The sequence below is a fragment of the Planococcus versutus genome (genome assembly GCF_001186155.3).
In the GTDB taxonomy this organism is placed as follows: Bacteria; Bacillota; Bacilli; order Bacillales_A; family Planococcaceae; genus Planococcus; species Planococcus versutus.
In genome coordinates this window covers 41,108-56,578 of record NZ_CP016541.2, presented here as the reverse complement: position 1 = coordinate 56,578, position 15,471 = coordinate 41,108, and the positions used below count along the sequence as shown (strand labels likewise).

16 protein-coding genes and 1 pseudogene are annotated in these 15,471 nt (G+C 40.3%); 12 read left to right on the top strand and 5 right to left on the bottom strand.

The genetic code is table 11. The features are described from left to right. Nucleotides 1-56: 56 nt before the first annotated feature. Nucleotides 57-1,010: an ABC transporter substrate-binding protein gene (locus I858_RS16620; RefSeq protein ID WP_049694991.1), complete on the bottom strand. Its 954-nt coding sequence runs from the start codon at nt 1,008-1,010 to the stop codon at nt 57-59. A gap of 902 nt (nt 1,011-1,912) precedes the next feature. On the opposite strand from I858_RS16620, the gene I858_RS16615 reads away from it, so the two are divergent. The 4 genes from I858_RS16615 (at nt 1,913) to I858_RS16605 (ending at nt 4,079) form a co-directional block, all read left to right on the top strand. Beyond that, the gene (locus I858_RS16615; RefSeq protein WP_049694990.1) at nt 1,913-2,506 is read left to right on the top strand and encodes a type IV toxin-antitoxin system AbiEi family antitoxin domain-containing protein; all 594 of its coding nucleotides are present in this window, start codon (nt 1,913-1,915) and stop codon (nt 2,504-2,506) included. Beyond that, on the top strand, nt 2,503-2,649 hold the full coding sequence (locus I858_RS17095; RefSeq protein WP_157886554.1) for a hypothetical protein: 147 nt from the start codon (nt 2,503-2,505) through the stop codon (nt 2,647-2,649). Before I858_RS16615 ends, I858_RS17095 begins: the two co-directional genes overlap by 4 nt. Nucleotides 2,650-2,660: 11 nt before the next feature. Continuing rightward, nucleotides 2,661-3,341 (top strand): nucleotidyl transferase AbiEii/AbiGii toxin family protein, encoded by a 681-nt coding sequence (locus I858_RS16610; protein ID WP_049694989.1) that lies wholly within the window; start codon nt 2,661-2,663, stop codon nt 3,339-3,341. Nucleotides 3,342-3,551: 210 nt separating this feature from the next. Further along, the gene (locus I858_RS16605; RefSeq protein ID WP_071645385.1) at nt 3,552-4,079 is read left to right on the top strand and encodes a GNAT family N-acetyltransferase; all 528 of its coding nucleotides are present in this window, start codon (nt 3,552-3,554) and stop codon (nt 4,077-4,079) included. On the opposite strand, the gene I858_RS16600 is transcribed toward I858_RS16605, so the two are convergent. The 3 genes from I858_RS16600 to I858_RS16590 form a co-directional block, all read right to left on the bottom strand. Next, nucleotides 4,063-4,473, bottom strand: a complete 411-nt coding sequence (locus I858_RS16600; protein ID WP_049694987.1) for a replication initiation protein — start codon at nt 4,471-4,473, stop codon at nt 4,063-4,065. The genes I858_RS16605 and I858_RS16600 overlap by 17 nt on opposite strands. A 90-nt stretch (nt 4,474-4,563) precedes the next feature. Next, complete coding sequence (locus I858_RS16595) at nt 4,564-5,406, bottom strand: site-specific integrase (protein ID WP_049694986.1); 843 nt, start codon at nt 5,404-5,406, stop codon at nt 4,564-4,566. Nucleotides 5,407-5,552: 146 nt separating this feature from the next. Further along, complete coding sequence (locus I858_RS16590) at nt 5,553-7,055, bottom strand: primase C-terminal domain-containing protein (RefSeq protein ID WP_239457313.1); 1,503 nt, start codon at nt 7,053-7,055, stop codon at nt 5,553-5,555. 839 nt (nt 7,056-7,894) lie between these two features. Here I858_RS16590 and I858_RS16585 point away from each other — a divergent pair. Both I858_RS16585 and I858_RS16580 read left to right on the top strand, forming a co-directional pair. Next, nucleotides 7,895-8,703, top strand: a pseudogene (locus I858_RS16585) (AAA family ATPase). Continuing rightward, nucleotides 8,696-9,157, top strand: a complete 462-nt coding sequence (locus tag I858_RS16580; RefSeq protein ID WP_049694983.1) for an SH2 domain-containing protein — start codon at nt 8,696-8,698, stop codon at nt 9,155-9,157. The pseudogene I858_RS16585 and the gene I858_RS16580 overlap by 8 nt, the downstream one beginning before the upstream one ends. A 369-nt stretch (nt 9,158-9,526) precedes the next feature. On the opposite strand, the gene I858_RS16575 is transcribed toward I858_RS16580, so the two are convergent. Next, nucleotides 9,527-9,751 (bottom strand): helix-turn-helix domain-containing protein, encoded by a 225-nt coding sequence (locus I858_RS16575; protein WP_049694982.1) that lies wholly within the window; start codon nt 9,749-9,751, stop codon nt 9,527-9,529. Nucleotides 9,752-10,201: 450 nt separating this feature from the next. Between I858_RS16575 and I858_RS16845 the strand changes: the two genes are divergently transcribed. The 6 genes from I858_RS16845 (at nt 10,202) to I858_RS16540 (ending at nt 15,430) form a co-directional block, all read left to right on the top strand. Then, nucleotides 10,202-10,693, top strand: coding sequence for a helix-turn-helix domain-containing protein (locus I858_RS16845; protein WP_083553760.1), 492 nt, complete (start codon nt 10,202-10,204; stop codon nt 10,691-10,693). Between the two features lie 295 nt (nt 10,694-10,988). Further along, complete coding sequence (locus tag I858_RS16560) at nt 10,989-11,180, top strand: hypothetical protein (protein ID WP_049694981.1); 192 nt, start codon at nt 10,989-10,991, stop codon at nt 11,178-11,180. A gap of 27 nt (nt 11,181-11,207) precedes the next feature. Further along, nucleotides 11,208-11,435, top strand: a complete 228-nt coding sequence (locus I858_RS16555; protein ID WP_049694980.1) for a hypothetical protein — start codon at nt 11,208-11,210, stop codon at nt 11,433-11,435. A gap of 71 nt (nt 11,436-11,506) precedes the next feature. Continuing rightward, nucleotides 11,507-12,628, top strand: a complete 1,122-nt coding sequence (locus I858_RS16550; protein ID WP_049694979.1) for a hypothetical protein — start codon at nt 11,507-11,509, stop codon at nt 12,626-12,628. 25 nt (nt 12,629-12,653) lie between these two features. Further along, on the top strand, nt 12,654-15,215 hold the full coding sequence (locus tag I858_RS16545) for a VirD4-like conjugal transfer protein, CD1115 family (protein ID WP_053221283.1): 2,562 nt from the start codon (nt 12,654-12,656) through the stop codon (nt 15,213-15,215). Then, complete coding sequence (locus I858_RS16540; protein WP_049694978.1) at nt 15,212-15,430, top strand: hypothetical protein; 219 nt, start codon at nt 15,212-15,214, stop codon at nt 15,428-15,430. Before I858_RS16545 ends, I858_RS16540 begins: the two co-directional genes overlap by 4 nt. The last annotated feature ends 41 nt before the right edge of the window (nt 15,431-15,471 follow it).

Below are 15,471 nucleotides of genomic sequence, written 5' to 3'. Positions count from 1 at the left end.
GCTTTCCATAGCCATTAAAGAAAGTAAGGGATGGGATTTCCCCACCCCTTACCGTTTTATTTTTCTAATCCGAATCGATCGTACATATCATCCAACATGAGATTCGCTGAAATGATGCCGCCGCCAAGATTCCAAACAATTTCGTCTACCCCATAAACTTGATTTGATTTGACAGCGTCAAGATTTTCCCATAACGGATGGTTGGTCCACTCTTCGTATGTTTTAACCACCGCTGGATCGTTTTTATCCATGAAAATATAAAAAGCATCCGCATTCATTTCTGTAATGCTTTCTTTGTCTGTTAATTTGATGATATCTGGACTGTCATCTTGCATATTTTTAGGTCCTTCAAATCCAAGTTCTGTTAAAATGGACCCTGCAAAACCAGTGTAGTAAATACGTGAATGGTCTGCTCTAAAATTCAACACCGCAACATGCTCTGGAGCTTTATCACCCATCTTCACTTCTAACTTTTCTTTAAAATCAATGACTCGGTTATCCCAATCCTCGATGATTTCTTGAGCTTCAGTTTCTTTATGTAAGGCTTGCCCCATCAGGTCGACCGTTTCTTTAAAAACAAATACGGTTTCATGAGCAATCGTTGGCGCAATGGCTGACAACTGTTCATATACTTCTTCGTGTCGAATTTTAGACGCAATAATTAAATCCGGCTTTAACTTGGCGATTTCTTCTAAGTTTGGCTGTGTTTCTTGTCCGACGATGGGAACTTCACCTAGCTCTTCTTTTAAATAATTGTAAACGGGTTGTTCATCCCATGATTCCACAATGCCAACGGGCGTTACGCCGAGGGCGACGGCTGCATCGTTTGCACCTTGATATAGCGTCACAACTCGCTGTGGTGTTCCTTTAATTTCTGTAGTTCCCATCGCATGTGTGATTGTTTGACTCTCCACATCACTTGCCGACCCTGCTTCTGTATTAGATGATGCCGAGTTGCTACACCCTGCGATCATTAAAAATAATGATAATAACGCTATACTTAAAAACATTGTTTTCTTTCTACTCTGATTCGAATACAAATCTCTTCACTTCTTCCTTATTTTATTAAGACCTCGTTGATAATGAAAATCATTATCAATTGGAACTTTTTTTAAGTATAGCCTCTTGTTCGTTGTATAGCTATCCTTTATCAAAAATTTAAAATTTTTCATTTAAATTTACCAAAGTAAAAAAGTGAATTCATAGAACAAACTGTGTATTACCACAAGAACCAGTTGTTCCACTTTACACTTTGGATAAATACACAATACGAAATAATATACTGTTAGAAACAATAAATTACAGGGAATTGGAATACACAAATATTCGATGATAATATTACGCATGGTAGATAAAATAATTTTTATTGACTACATAGGTGAAATAAAAGCAACCAAAGAAGCGAATCAGATGACTTTAAACGGAAACACTTTATTCATTGGACGAAGTCAAAAAGGAATTGGGCTTGTAAAACGGCACGTATACTGCTAATTTTTCAAACGTTGTGCTAGAAAATTTAAAAAATTGGTCAACTGCACCTATCCATGTTTTCATGGAAAGTCACTAGTGGCTAATCATAAGGTTAAGCGGGGTTATCAGATGGCGGATTACCGAATCCTTGTGTTAGTGGGAGATGAATGCCCAACTCGCAACGACAAATGCGTAAACAGTCGTTCAGTGCTGGCAATTTCTCTTGATACATTAATATCGACAATCCTCTATTAACACAACTAACGAAAGAATAACCGCCTTAAATGATTAATTTTATATGACTAGTTACAGAACCCACCACGCCTCTTCACAATGTGGACCACGGTGGGTCGTTTTATTTCTAGATCTTGGTTTCTATTTTTTTGCATTTACACGTTATTAGTATAGAATCGTAGTATAAACGCAAAAGAAGGTGACCATAGTGTCCTACACAACACAACTCCTTGAATTGATTGATAGGCAAGATGGACTCGTCTTGACACGAGATGCTGAAACAGCAGGAATTCCGAGGTATTATTTAACGTTATTGGCCCGTGAAGGGATCATTGAGCGCGTGGGTCATGGGGTCTACTTGACCCCTGACACATTCGAAGATGACCTCTATATGCTACAGGCACGAAGTCCACAACTCATTTTTTCTCACGAAACGGCTCTGTATTTGCACGATTTGACGGATCGGGACCCTATCTCGTATTCCGTTACTGTGCCAACAGGCTACCATAACCAGCTCCTTATGAATAATGGCTTACAAGTTTATACGGTAAAAAAAGAATGGCATGAGCTTGGGGTAACAGAATCTTCTACAGTTTATGGCCGGCAGATTCGTCTATACAATGCCGAACGTACCTTATGTGACCTGTTCAGGCAACGGAACAAAGTAGATGCTGACCTATTGAACGACAGCATGAAGCGTTACTTAACGCGGAAAGAAAAAAATATTCCGCAGCTGCTACGCTATGCTGACCTATTCCGGGTTTCTTCCCCGATTCGAAAGTATGTGGAGATTCTCTTATGAAAAGTTCTAGACAAGTGAAAGACCTCATTAAAAATATGTCCAAACAACGTGGAATTCACGCGCAGCTTCTTTTGCGGAATTACATGTTCGAACGCTTACTGGAGCGTATCGTCATTCGGATTTCAATCAACATTTTGTACTAAAAGGCGGCGTCTTGGTAGCTTCTATTATTGGTGTTGATTTGCGTTCCACTATGGATATGGATGCAACAATCCAAGGGTATCCCGTGAACCAGGATGCGATTGAGAAAGCCTTCTTGGATATCGTGTCCATTTCCCTCGAGGATGGCGTCATCCTGAGTTTAGAAAAGGTGGAACCGATTCGTGACGAAGCAGATTACAACGGCTTCCGTTTGTCTATATTGGCGCAGCTCGATCAAGTTCGGCTTCCCTTAAAGGTTGATTTGACAACTGGAGACAAAATCACACCGAAGGAAATAGAATACCAGTATCAGCTTTTGTTGGAAAATCGGAAAATCGAGGTACTCGCCTATCCAATTGAAACAGTCCTCGCTGAAAAGCTCGAGACGATGATTACAAGAGGAACAACTAATACCCGACTTCGGGATTTTTATGATATTTATGCGCTACTCGAAACCAAAAAAGCCGGCTTCAATAATGACCTGCTGCAAAAAGCATTCCTCTCTACTGCCAACCACCGCGGATCTGAAGGATTGCTAAAAGATGGAGAAGCTATTCTAAACGAAGTCTTTCAGAGCGATTATATGGAAAAACTGTGGACTCGGTATCAGCAACAGTATCCGTATGCTACCGATATTAATTGGAAAGCCATCGAAAACGCCGTATTACGGTTGTGGAAAATGAGCATTCAATAAAAATAATGAAAGCTGAATTCCCCTTATTTGAGGAAGATTTGGCTTTTTTTGAAAATCTCCTTTTGTTCTTTAAGTCATTCCTCTATTTTTATAATCTAATGTTATATTTATGACAAGAATTCGCTGAATTATATAGAAGACTACTAAAATGAAACGACGCTATTTGATGAAGTTGTAATGTGGCTGTTGATGTTATGGATTTCTTAGAAGATAGATAGCTCTAAAACTGAGGTACTAAAAGAAGATTCAGCTGATATGTTCCTCTATTTATCGGATAAAGAGGTAATGAAACATATGGAGCTAGAACCTTTTCAGACAGAAAAAGAGACACTTGATGAAATTGGCTGGTACCAAAAAATATTCAAAGAGTCCACAGGAATTAGATGGGGAATAACACACAAAGAAAATGGAAGAGTTATTGGAAGTTGTGGTTTTTTTTATACGCACCCCGAGCATTCCCGAACTGAGATTGGTTATGAATTAAGTAAAGAGTATTGGGGTAAAGGCATTGTCAGTGAAGCATTGGAAGCTATCATTCTTTATGGGTTTCAACACTTCCAATTAGAACGAATTGAAGCATTAGTCGAGCCTGCTAATTCAGCTTCATCAAAATTGTTAGAGAAAAACGGATTTAAACAGGAAGGATTACTAAGGCATTATGAATTTACTTGTGGTAAATTCGATGATTTGTATATATATTCTAGATTAAAAGGTGACATCATCACGACTTACAGTTGAAAAGATATCTTTTCAACTGTAAGAAATAGGGCATTAGCTTTGATGAAAAAGTAAATTGAATTACTTCGGTGTCTTTTATATACTTAACACTTGCTAGCCAATGGGTCATCAGCCATCCCCCATCTTCACGAGGAATTTCTACTACTTTAGACATGAGTTCATCGATAATTTCTTTAAACTGTAAATGACTGTTTAAGCCTTCTAACTCAAGAAACCTATACAATTCATCGATAGGAAGTTCATAGGTTTGATCTTCTTGGTCAGTTTTATTTACCAAACTCGCTACTATAAAAATAATCTTCTTCTCCATTTCAGTGAGCGCATTTCCTTGGTATATTTCCATCATATATTTTCCTTCATTAATTATCTGATGTTCCAAAATAAAAACCCCCATTCGTTTCCCCTTTTTTAAAAACTAAGTTTACCTTGTTTAGTAAAGCAAAAAATAATTCACTTATACCTACTTTATTTATTCATCTTGAAGTTACTTATAACTTTCAAAAACAAGCTTCAAAGCCGATGTAAGCGACATAGGGGTAACACCCAATAATTCTACCATTTCATCGAAAGACTTCTCCTGGACCTTATACAAGTCATAAATATAAGCCATCCGAACCTCTTCAGTCTTAAACCGCTTTGGCAGCAAACTAGTTAAGCCCAAATAAATCTCTTTCATATTGTTCCGCAAATAATCTGGTCCATACTTTTTATCGGATGCAACCAAATAATCGTGTTCCCGAAACAAAGCCCTCTCCATCGCCTGTACAATCACAGCAACTTCCGCAGAATCTTCGAAAATTAACTGCCAAAAAACATCTTGGGATGTCACAAAATTCATTTCTATTCGATCCCCTAAATCACGAAAATGCTTGCTTTGTAACCGTTCAATCTCCCTCATCCGAAATCCAGCCATCGCAAACAAAAAATAAAGCTTGGCATTCAATGCCAAAGTCGGGTACTGCAACACCTTTCTCTTCTCCTTCGCAAAATCTGCATATAAAAGTGTAGCCGGTTGCTTCTCTATCACTAATTCATATTCAAATTTAGGCATAAAATCAACCGGTACTTTCCCTACTTTCCAAAGATAATGAAAGTACTGACGAATATGGTACATTTTCCGCTTAACTGTACTCGCCTTTAACCCTTTGTCCTTTTCCTGGTCTAAAAATGCCCGAACATCAGCCGGTTTGATTTCATACGGCTCCAGCTGCTTGTTGTTTCGAAGATTAACAAAACGAACAAATGCCTTCAATAGTTCCAGTTCCGTCACCAATGTTACAGGAGAAATGCCTTCTTTTAATCGATACGCTTCATAGCCACCTAACATCCAATCCCCCCTGCCTTTCTTTTCATCTAGTTTAACAGGATAAAAGAAAATTCCCCAAATCAATCCTCCAAACAAAAGAAATAACAGCTGGAAAACAATCTCTAAAATTAAACACGTATACAGATATGTATTGGCAGACTGGACACTTACGAAGAATTGAATTTTTTCCCAATTAAAGACGAACTTTCAGGGAATTTCGTCAGCAACGTCAACTGATTTTCAAGTTCCCATAAAGCACTAGCATTCTCACGTGATCCATTTAGTAAAGTAAGGGCCTCATAATACAGGGAACGATGTTGCTGGTTGTATTCAAGCGCACACTGAAGAAGCACGTCGACAGAGGTCAATCCGGTCTGTGCACTGCGTCCTTTTCCGATTCGTTTGATGAGAAGTTTCTTGGATTTACGGATAACTTCGTTGAACGTGCTGCGGGACATTCCGATTGCTACACACAATGCCTTCTGTGTAGTCCATACAATTGGCTGGACCGTACTGGTTTCCGACTGGATATACGCCAGCAGATCATCTTCCCACTCAGCGTAGTGGCTGCGGACCCGATCCTTTCGTTCCTTCTTGAATTTGTACCAGCCTCCCAGGTGATTCGTGACTGGCACATCTTTTCCTGGAAGCCATGCTTCCAGCAGTTCTTGAATATAGATTTGGCTTGCCCCTTTGAAGCGGCCCTTGTAGGCACTCTTCACGATTTTTTGGACCTCACTGTGGCGTACAGGTACTTCCAGGGATGAATTGTATTCATCCAGCAGGTCCAGTGTCTCCCCTATCCCTTTTCCTGCGCTGTAACAAGCCAGAGCGAGCGTATACATCAGGTTGTCACGCCCAATTTGCCCATGACTTCCTTTTACATGACGTGTGGCCACTAATTCCTGGAACCATTCGGTCTGTGTCGGATCCAGCCCCTCCCCTTTTGATTCCACGACAAATAATCCGCGGTTTTGGTCATCGTCCTGTCGTTTTGACCAGCCAATCAGGTTGTGCATGGAAAAGACCATGTCTGCGGAAAACCAGCGGATGTTTTCTTCATTGGGCATGCGGAAAAAGCCAAAGTCATTGCAGGATAGATCGACTCCCTGTAGGACCTTCGCCAAGCTGCGCCTGATATTCTCAGAAATTCGTTTGGCTACCTTCAGTCCGCGGTAGTCGTTCTGATTGCTGATGAATAGCGGTGTTTCCAGCACAAAATAGACCTGAAAGCCTTTTGGGGTCTCCAGGATGAGTGTGGGGATTCCGACGCTGTGATCGAGCGCAGCGGTTAGAATTTCCGTATACGGTTGTTTTTTCGTATCGATGTCAACAACGAAGGTATTGATTTGCTGCAGGTTCTTTTCTGTGTGTCCCTTGAGGTGCCGTCTTTCAACATCACTGTACCCCAAGTAGTTGTGTACATTGGGATTCCAATGCGAAAGTTCAACAAAATCCTCCAAGAGAGTCTCTTTCGAGGTAACCACATACCCTCTAACACCTCCTGGTGTCGATAGATCTTCTTTAGATCGGGTCACAGAGATTGCACCTTTTTTATGTTTCTGCGTTTTCTTGTGCTCATTAATGACTTGAGGAAGGGTTGCGGAAGAATACCTTTGCTTATATGTATGAATTCCTTCATGCAGAAGTAAATCGAAAATATTATTCATCTTTACCACAAAGCATTCCCCTTCCCCATTCAATATCGACTCTACTAAACTTCTCTATAGTTCATAAACTAAAGCAAGGAACCTACTCTGTAAATAGCTTGAAATCAAGTTTTGAGTACATACAAAAGTAGATATTTCTACTTTTCTACCTATGCGAGAATGAACCCTATTCTCGCATAGGTAGATATTTCTACTTTTCTACCTGTGCGAGAGTGAATCCTATTCTCGCGCAGGTAGATATTTCTACTTTTCTACCTGTGTGAAAATGAACTCTATTCTCGCAGAGGTAGATATTTCTACTTTTCTACCCGTGTGAGAATGAATTTTATTCTCGCACAGGTAGATATTTCTACTTTTCTACCTCTGCATATATAAATTAAAAATAATTTTTAAAAAAATAGATTGAAACATCCATTTAACAGTCTAAAAACAGATTATTTTTTTAAAAGATTATAACAAAAGTAGAAATATCTACTTTTGTTATAATGAATCTTATTCTCGCGGAGGTAGATATTTCTACTTTTCTACTTGCGTTAGAACGAACTCTATTCTTGCAGAGGTAGATATTTCTACTTTTCTACTTGCGTTAGAACAAATTCCATTTTCGCAGAGGTAGATATTTCTACTTTTCCACTTTTGTTATAATGAATCTCATTCTCGCAGAGGTAGATATTTCCACTTTTCTACCTGTGTAGGGAACAACCCCTAAATATTACATTTATATTACATTTCATTTTTAATTCTCACAAACTTCTACTTGTGTTATTATCAGAACTATACAGAAGTAGAAGTTTGCTAGGTAGAAGTTTGTAGTAATAAAAAATCTAGGAGGAATAATAATGACAGCTAAAACAATCGTTGTTGGAAATTTTAAAGGGGAGTGGGTAAAACCAAGGTCTCGGTCATGGTAAGTTGGGAATACGCAACTATACATAAAAAGAAGGTTCTTCTCGTCGATATGGATCCACAAGGGAATGCCAGCACTTTGATTGCTCGTTCAGCAGGAATTGAAGAGATTGGTCAAACCATTTTCGATGGTTTTAAGAACAAAAATCTCCAAGATGTTGTTGTGAATGTTTCTGAAAATCTTGATTTGATTCCCGCAGCCGTATCATTTAAAAACTTTTCAAAGTTTCTATACCAAAACTATCAGAATGATTTAGAACAAATCACTTTATTGAAAACGCTTTTAGAGCCTCTAAAAGCAAACTACGACTATATTTTTATTGATGTGCCACCAACAATCAGTGACTATTCAGACAATGCTATGATGGCTTCTGATTATGTTCTTATAATATTGCAAGCCCAAGAGCTATCATTGGAAGGTGCAGAAACCTATGTATCCTATTTGCAGTTTATGGCAGATGAATACGAAGCCGATATTCAGGTTCTAGGAGTATTGCCAGTTCTTTTGCGAGCTGGGGGACGTGTTGACATAAGTACTGTTGAACGGGCAACTGAACTTTTTGGTGAAGACAATGTTTTTAAGAATGTTATTAAACACTTAGAACGTTTAAAAGCTTGGGATATGACCGGAATTAAAAATGAAGATCACCATGACAGAAAAGCACATCAAACCTTTTTAGATGTCGTCGATGAAATAGAGGAAAAACTCGAAAGGTTAGAGGAGGAAAATGTCGATGTCTGAAATCTCAAAGAAAGGTCCTTTAATTAAGAAAAAGACAAGAGCCAATACGCTTGAAAGACCAAAACCAGTAGTAATAAATAGCCAAAACGATTTTAAATTCAATAATACACCATCAACTCCAACCAAACCGGTGGACAAAGAATCCACCACTAAACAAAACATTATATCGGCTCCGTCAATTGAGAATAAGTCGATGATCCCTGTTCCCGAAACAATAGCAAAACAGCCCCGTAAAACAAAGTCCATTGTTGGAAAAAATAATAACGTAAAATCCATTAAAGTTCCACAAGATCTTCACATTCAAATTGGAGTACTTGGAAAGTTCATGGACGAAAATAAAACCTATGCTATTATTTCAGAGCTTGTTGAGTATTATACAAAAAATGAGTTAACTGATCGACAGCAAAAGCAGTTTGAATACATGACAGATTTCTTTAATGAAAATGAAGAGTAATATTATTTAGCAAAAAGAGTTATTCACACATTCATTCTAACAAATATCTACCTAACGAAAGTGGATAATTCTACTTTTGTTAGGTAGATATTTCTACTTCTTTTAGATAATCTTTTAATTGATTAATCTAAAGTATGCTAGCATGCTGATATACTCGTATATACCTGCTGAATAGTAAAATATATAACTTTGAACTATTAAGTGAACTATTATCTTGGACTAAAAATGAAAAAATTAGAATGAACTTCAAATAAAATAAATATTTATAGAGCAAACTAAAAGGGCTGAGAAATGATTCTCAGCCCTTTTTGTATTTTCTATTATTTAACAAATACATATCCGTAAATTTTTACTTAGTCAGCAACATACTTAATCTTCAAACATTTTATGGTTGAAAAACTCCGATAATGTCATTCCAAAACCATGAGCTATCTTTTTAATGGTACTAATTCGTGGAAACTTAGATCTACCAGCCATGATTTCAGATATGGTTGATTGTTTTACACCAGAGCGTTTAATCAATTCATTGGTTGTCCATCCTCTTTCAGTCAGTAGCTGCTGGATACGAGTCGTTACGGCCTCATCAATTTGCATACAATACCTCATCTCATTCACATTCTAATCATTATCTTGAATTTTCAGACGCCATAGAATTCGCAGGTCATTAAGAAATCTTTAATCCAAGATATTTTACCATCAAACAAGAAGTGCTAACAATGGTAATAGACCTTTTTCAAGAAAAAAGATCAAAAGTTAAAAATGATCAGATGGTCATTGCGAGGGGGTGTATTCTCCTACTGCCTACATTCGATAACTTCCTATTTTTAAGAAATTGTTACTTTTAACTCCCTTATCCAATCATTTTTTTTGCTAAATTCGATAAACAGCTTTTTTCTGAAAATCCTAATCTTATGACTTACCCCTACTTTTGTATCAGTATACCGATATTATTAACAGCATACTGTTGAAATAATATCGGTATACTGTTAGACTCTGACTAATCAACGATGATCCGCATCATACACCAGAAGGGAGGGGGAGGAGATGTCGGTATGGTTTGGCGACTGGATCAAGGAACAGCGGGTGGCACTCGGTATTTCTCAGTCTGAGTTATCCGATAGGACCGGCAACCAGATTCCGCAAAGCACCATCAGCATGTGGGAGCGGCGGAAGAATGAAAACCCGTCCGCTCAAAATGTACGGCTGGTAGTGGAATCACTGGGAATTCCCATGAGGAATTTTCCTTGGGAATCTATTCTCTTTAAGGATAAGAACATGGAAGCGAGGAATCACCAGATGGCAGAGAGGTTTTATTTATACGATTTAGCGTCAGCGTCCAGTTTAAAAACATTCGAGGGAAAAACGTATGAATTGAAGGGGGCAGTCGGTGTAGAGAAAGAATCCGGAGACGTTCGTCATATCACGGATCTCTATTATCGCACGCGCTCAGTGATTTCAGAAAAACGACTGCTGGCCAAACGAAAAAATCAGCACGATGACTTGATGAAAATAGCGGGCATCAAAAAAATTAAGTAAGTAAGTCAGTAGCACACCCTTAAGAACAGTAAGCAACACCAAAACAACTTCATAGTTCGTGTCTGTCGCAGATGGCAACTTGCGGTATGGATATACGACGAAATGGTTTGGCCAAAGTCGCCTAAAATTGGCTGTTGTTCCGTTGCCAGATTATAGTTCTAGGGTACCCTAAAAACCTTGTGCGCTGCAGCTATAGGCTGCAGAGAGTTAGCGAATGAACCTGCTATAAATTCGCCGAACATTACTGTTCTTAAGGGTGTGCTACTACCTACCAAATCGAAAGGCGGTTTTAGAAATGGCAGCAACAAAAGAGCAAAAAGAACTGAAGACAAATGCCGAGCACCTCCTTGCTTATAACGGCAAAGATTACGACGACTGGTTAGAGGAGAAGCATCAAGAAGTGATTGCTGAAAACATTCCGTTGTTAATGAACCTCTTGAAGAAAGAGCGGAAAGCCGCAAGTCCTAGCACGGGTTCACAAAACTAAGAGATAAACGGCAAAGGAGGGGTTTAAATGGATGGATTAATCGAAACGGGTTTAAGTATATTGGAATGGGCCCAACGATTAGGGTTGATTGCTGCAGCTATCGCTTTTTGTATCGGTGGGTTCACGTTGATGCTGGGTGGAGATCGCGGACGTGGGAAAGCCATCGGTTGGTTTATCGGTGCAGCCGTCGGGTTGGTCATTGTGATGGGAGCTTATGGGCTTGCAGAAGGCATTGACAGCAACATTAAATTTTAATAAGTACAGAGGAAGAGCCGCTTCGGAATGAGTGGCTTTTTTCTATTAACTAGCTAAAGGAGAACTGTTCAATGTTAAAGATACTATTTGTAGGCGCACCAGCCGACGCCATCGCGAATCATGAAAAGATTGAATTTGGTCAAGCGGTTGCACTGACACATGAATTGGAATTGACGTACCGGAATGAACAACGTGAAGCCACTGCTGAGTTTTTTGTGATTGGGAAAGACGGTCTCGATCTTTATAAGGGCGTGTTCAACTTTGGCTCCTATGATTACCCGAACATTTACCATCAAATCAAAGACAAGGCGACAAAAATCCGTGTCGACAAAGAAAAACAGGCGGACAAGCTGTTTTTGCTGGAACAGCTTGAAAAGCTAACGCCAGAAGAATTCAAGAAAGAAGAGAAAATAGATCGCGCGCTGATCAACGTCAATAAAGATCGCATTTCTCGATTAAAGAAGTGGCAGCGGGTCACGGTGTATTCACTCGTCGCTGTCTTAGGAGTGGGGCTGCTGTTCCTCGGAGTTTTGTACTTCCTGCAGAAAGCCCAATATGAGGAGGCTCTAGAGGAAGGGCGCAGCATTGTCAGTCAGCAGGAAGAAACCATTGAAACCTATGAGTACGGTCTTTTAGGAGAAGAGGAGATATTCCTAACATCCCTCGAGGCAAAAGAGGAGTTAACCGAAAGTCAAAAACGGATCCTAGCTACTCTTTATTTGAAGAAGAGCGAATTTGAAAAAGCTGTCCAAATCATGGAGGATACCGTGTATGTAGAAACACTCATCCTGAAGAATCCACAATTGGACAAAGCGGAAAAGACCCAGAAAATCAACGAATTTAACCAACTGTACCCCACAAACGAAGCGCGATTCGATTTGGCTTACTTTGAAGGGGATTACAAACTAATAATGAACCTTCCTTCGATTAACATGACGGTTGAACGTTCTGAAATGAAAACCTACGGTCTCCTGAAGCTCGGGAAGATCGAAGAGGCAAAAGTAGAACTAAATAACAACAACAGCGACGAATTGAAGCAGAAAATCGATTTGCACGAGGTGCTGACTGCCGAAATCAAAACTCTTGAGACTAACTTAGCAGATGCAAAAAAAGACGCGAAGAAGGATACCAAGGCGATTAAAGCCCTCAATGCTGAATTGAAAAAGAAAAAAGAGGAACTGGCTGCACTATAACTGAAGAGGGGGAGGCAATTAGAGCATGTTTAATGACCGTTTTACCTTTTACCTGAAAAAGATTGGGATTCCATTGCTGATCCTAGCCGGTTCATTCACATTCTTTTTTCTTACACTGAACTTTTTGGTGAATGTGGTAGCCGAAGTATTCCAAAAAACACTTGGCACCGGTAATTTACTTGAACCCGAATCGGTCAATCTGACAACATCCATGATTTACAGTTTTCCGTTCCTGGGTACAGCGTCGGCTGTTTATGTCGTGCTGTTTCTGGTTTCATTCATAGCGGCTGCAGTCCTGGTCTTCAAATACATCACAAACTACGGTCAAATTAAGAAAGAACAAAAGGGCAGTGCCCGTTTTACCACGTTTAAGGAAATCCAAGACCAATACCGAGATGTTCCCGAAAAAGGGGAGCGGTTCAACGGGAATGGTGGGGTGCCCGTAGGTCGCTATAAAAAAAGACTCTTTATCGACGACAGTCCGGTAAACAACATGGTAATTGGGACGACTCGAAGCGGGAAAGGCGAAACATTCGTCTTTTCAGCCATCGACATTTACAGCCGCGCAGAACAACAAGCCAGCATGATTTTAAACGATCCCAAAGGCGAGCTATACGCCGCCTCTAAAGAAACGCTCGAAGGACTCGGTTACCATGTCGAAGTGCTGAATCTGATGAATCCGATTCAGAGTATGTCCTACAATCTACTGCAGCTCACCATTGACGCGTTTATGGAAGGCAACTTTTCGTTATCCCAACAATACGCCCGCTCCGTAGCCTTTATGCTCTATCACGATCCGAAAGCGAAAGATCCCTTCTGGGCGAACTCGGCAACGGATTTATGCACCGCGCTGATTCTGGCGTTGTGCGAGCAATGCAAAATGGAGCGGGAAAAGATTAACATGTACAATGTGGCATTGATGCTCTCGGATTTGGGCACGCGGATGATGAAAAATGAAGATGGGGAGGAAGTCAGTGCCCTAGATGATTTCTTTTCCAAGTTTCCAGAAAATCATCCGGCTAAAATGCAGTACGCCACCATCAACTTCTCCAGTGGGCAAACCAGAGCTAGTATTTTGGCCAACGCGAATGCCAAACTCGGTGTTTTCACGCTCGATGGCACGGCTAAACTGACCTCCCGTAATTCATACGACATGTCCAAAATCGGGTTTTCGCGTTGGATCAAAGGAAAGGCCGCACCCGACACGCGAATCCATGTGATCTTTTCTGGGAATAAAACAGCGACGATTCGAACGGATGCGGATGGCATGTTTACGTTATTCCATAAGAACCCGCTACAGGTTGGTGATTCCTTTACGATAACGGCTGAAAAAAAGGTAACCGTGGTGAACATCACCGGATTGATTACGCGGGAGCGGAAAGATAAAGAGAAAGTTCACGAAGGACTCCTAGAATATGAAGTGAACAATGCGAACGTTGAAATGATGGCCATCATGGACTTCGACAAGCCAACAGCAGTATTCATGATTGTACCCGATTACGATGCTACGTTGAATGTCATTGCTTCGCTCTATGTGAAGCAAGTCTATACCAACTTGGCCCGCATTGCTTCGAATTCAGAAGGTGGTAAATGCCACCGGGAAGTTATTTTCATCCTCGATGAATTCGGAAACATGCCGGCGATTGAAGGCATGGCCAATATTGTGACCGTCTGTCTCGGGCGGAATATCCGTTTTAACTTGGTTATCCAAGCGTATGCCCAGTTGGAGAACCTGTATGGCGACGATTGGAAGACCATTGACGGAAACTGTGGGAATACGCTCTATTTGTTGACCGCGGATGAATCAACAGCTGAATTGATTTCCAAGAAGCTGGGAGAAGAAACCATCCTCACCAAGTCCCGCTCCGGCCAGACTCTGTCCATGAGTAAATCTAAAACAGAAAGCGTGGATTCTAGAAGACTAATGACGGCTACGGAAGTCATGGGACTGAAAGAAGGAGAGATGATTGTGATCCGCATTATCAAACGGCAAGATAAGGAGCGGAAACGAATCAAGTCTTACCCGATTTTCTTGACTGGCAAAACCGCATTGAAATACCGCTGGGAATACCTGTCGGAGTTCTACAACACCGATAACTCCATTAATGACATCGACATCCCGTGCGAACATTCCATGACCGATCTGAATCAGCTGCGCGCTTCCTTCTACACCAATAACTTTGCCGACAACTTACAGACGGTCAAAAAGGGTTCTCTGAAGAGGCAGGAGGAACAAAAGCAGTTGCGAGAAAAACAAAAAATGGTTGAAGCGGAGGTTGCTTCGACCAAACAGAACAGCAGGTCCAATAGACACCAGAAACGAAAAGCCGACATGCAAAAAGAAGCAGCATTCAATGAGTATGTGAACGAGCATTACAAAGTAGAGCACCTCTTCAATAGCACTTTCCTTCGAAATATAGACACTGAAAATCCGGAACACTACCTGGATATGGGCATCATCGACTTTCGGGAATTCGTCTTGGCCAGTACTCACCAATTCGAAGACAAGTTCTGTTCTGTCATTTTAACGAAGATAAACGGCGTCTTAACGAAACTAAAAGAAGAACAGGAGCGTGTAACCAAATGAATGTGAAGCTGGAACAGCTGGACCGCTATTTGTTAACCCGTGAAAATCGGCTCAATGCAGGGGACGTGTTAACTGTTAAACTGATAGATGGAATGTTGACGGTCTATAAAGAAAAGGATCTCGAAAGCGGAAAGAAGAAGCATGTGACATTGGTTGAAAAGTTCGATGATCAACTGGATATGACGATTAAGGACTTACTGGTGAATCAATTATAGGCAGTGACGCATTCTCATAATTACTATATAGGAGTGATTTT

Bases quoted from the DNA above. Each gene is read 5' to 3' on its own strand.
- I858_RS16620 (WP_049694991.1), bottom strand. From the start codon at position 1,010: ATGTTTTTAAGTATAGCGTTATTATCATTATTTTTAATGATCGCAGGG.
- I858_RS17095 (WP_157886554.1), top strand. From the start codon at position 2,503: ATGAAAAGTTCTAGACAAGTGAAAGACCTCATTAAAAATATGTCCAAA.
- I858_RS16600 (WP_049694987.1), bottom strand. From the start codon at position 4,473: ATGGGGGTTTTTATTTTGGAACATCAGATAATTAATGAAGGAAAATAT.
- I858_RS16595 (WP_049694986.1), bottom strand. From the start codon at position 5,406: ATGTTAGGTGGCTATGAAGCGTATCGATTAAAAGAAGGCATTTCTCCT.
- I858_RS16590 (WP_239457313.1), bottom strand. From the start codon at position 7,055: ATGAATAATATTTTCGATTTACTTCTGCATGAAGGAATTCATACATAT.
- I858_RS16580 (WP_049694983.1), top strand. From the start codon at position 8,696: ATGTCTGAAATCTCAAAGAAAGGTCCTTTAATTAAGAAAAAGACAAGA.
- I858_RS16575 (WP_049694982.1), bottom strand. From the start codon at position 9,751: ATGCAAATTGATGAGGCCGTAACGACTCGTATCCAGCAGCTACTGACT.
- I858_RS16845 (WP_083553760.1), top strand. From the start codon at position 10,202: ATGTCGGTATGGTTTGGCGACTGGATCAAGGAACAGCGGGTGGCACTC.
- I858_RS16560 (WP_049694981.1), top strand. From the start codon at position 10,989: ATGGCAGCAACAAAAGAGCAAAAAGAACTGAAGACAAATGCCGAGCAC.
- I858_RS16555 (WP_049694980.1), top strand. From the start codon at position 11,208: ATGGATGGATTAATCGAAACGGGTTTAAGTATATTGGAATGGGCCCAA.
- I858_RS16550 (WP_049694979.1), top strand. From the start codon at position 11,507: ATGTTAAAGATACTATTTGTAGGCGCACCAGCCGACGCCATCGCGAAT.
- I858_RS16545 (WP_053221283.1), top strand. From the start codon at position 12,654: ATGTTTAATGACCGTTTTACCTTTTACCTGAAAAAGATTGGGATTCCA.
- I858_RS16540 (WP_049694978.1), top strand. From the start codon at position 15,212: ATGAATGTGAAGCTGGAACAGCTGGACCGCTATTTGTTAACCCGTGAA.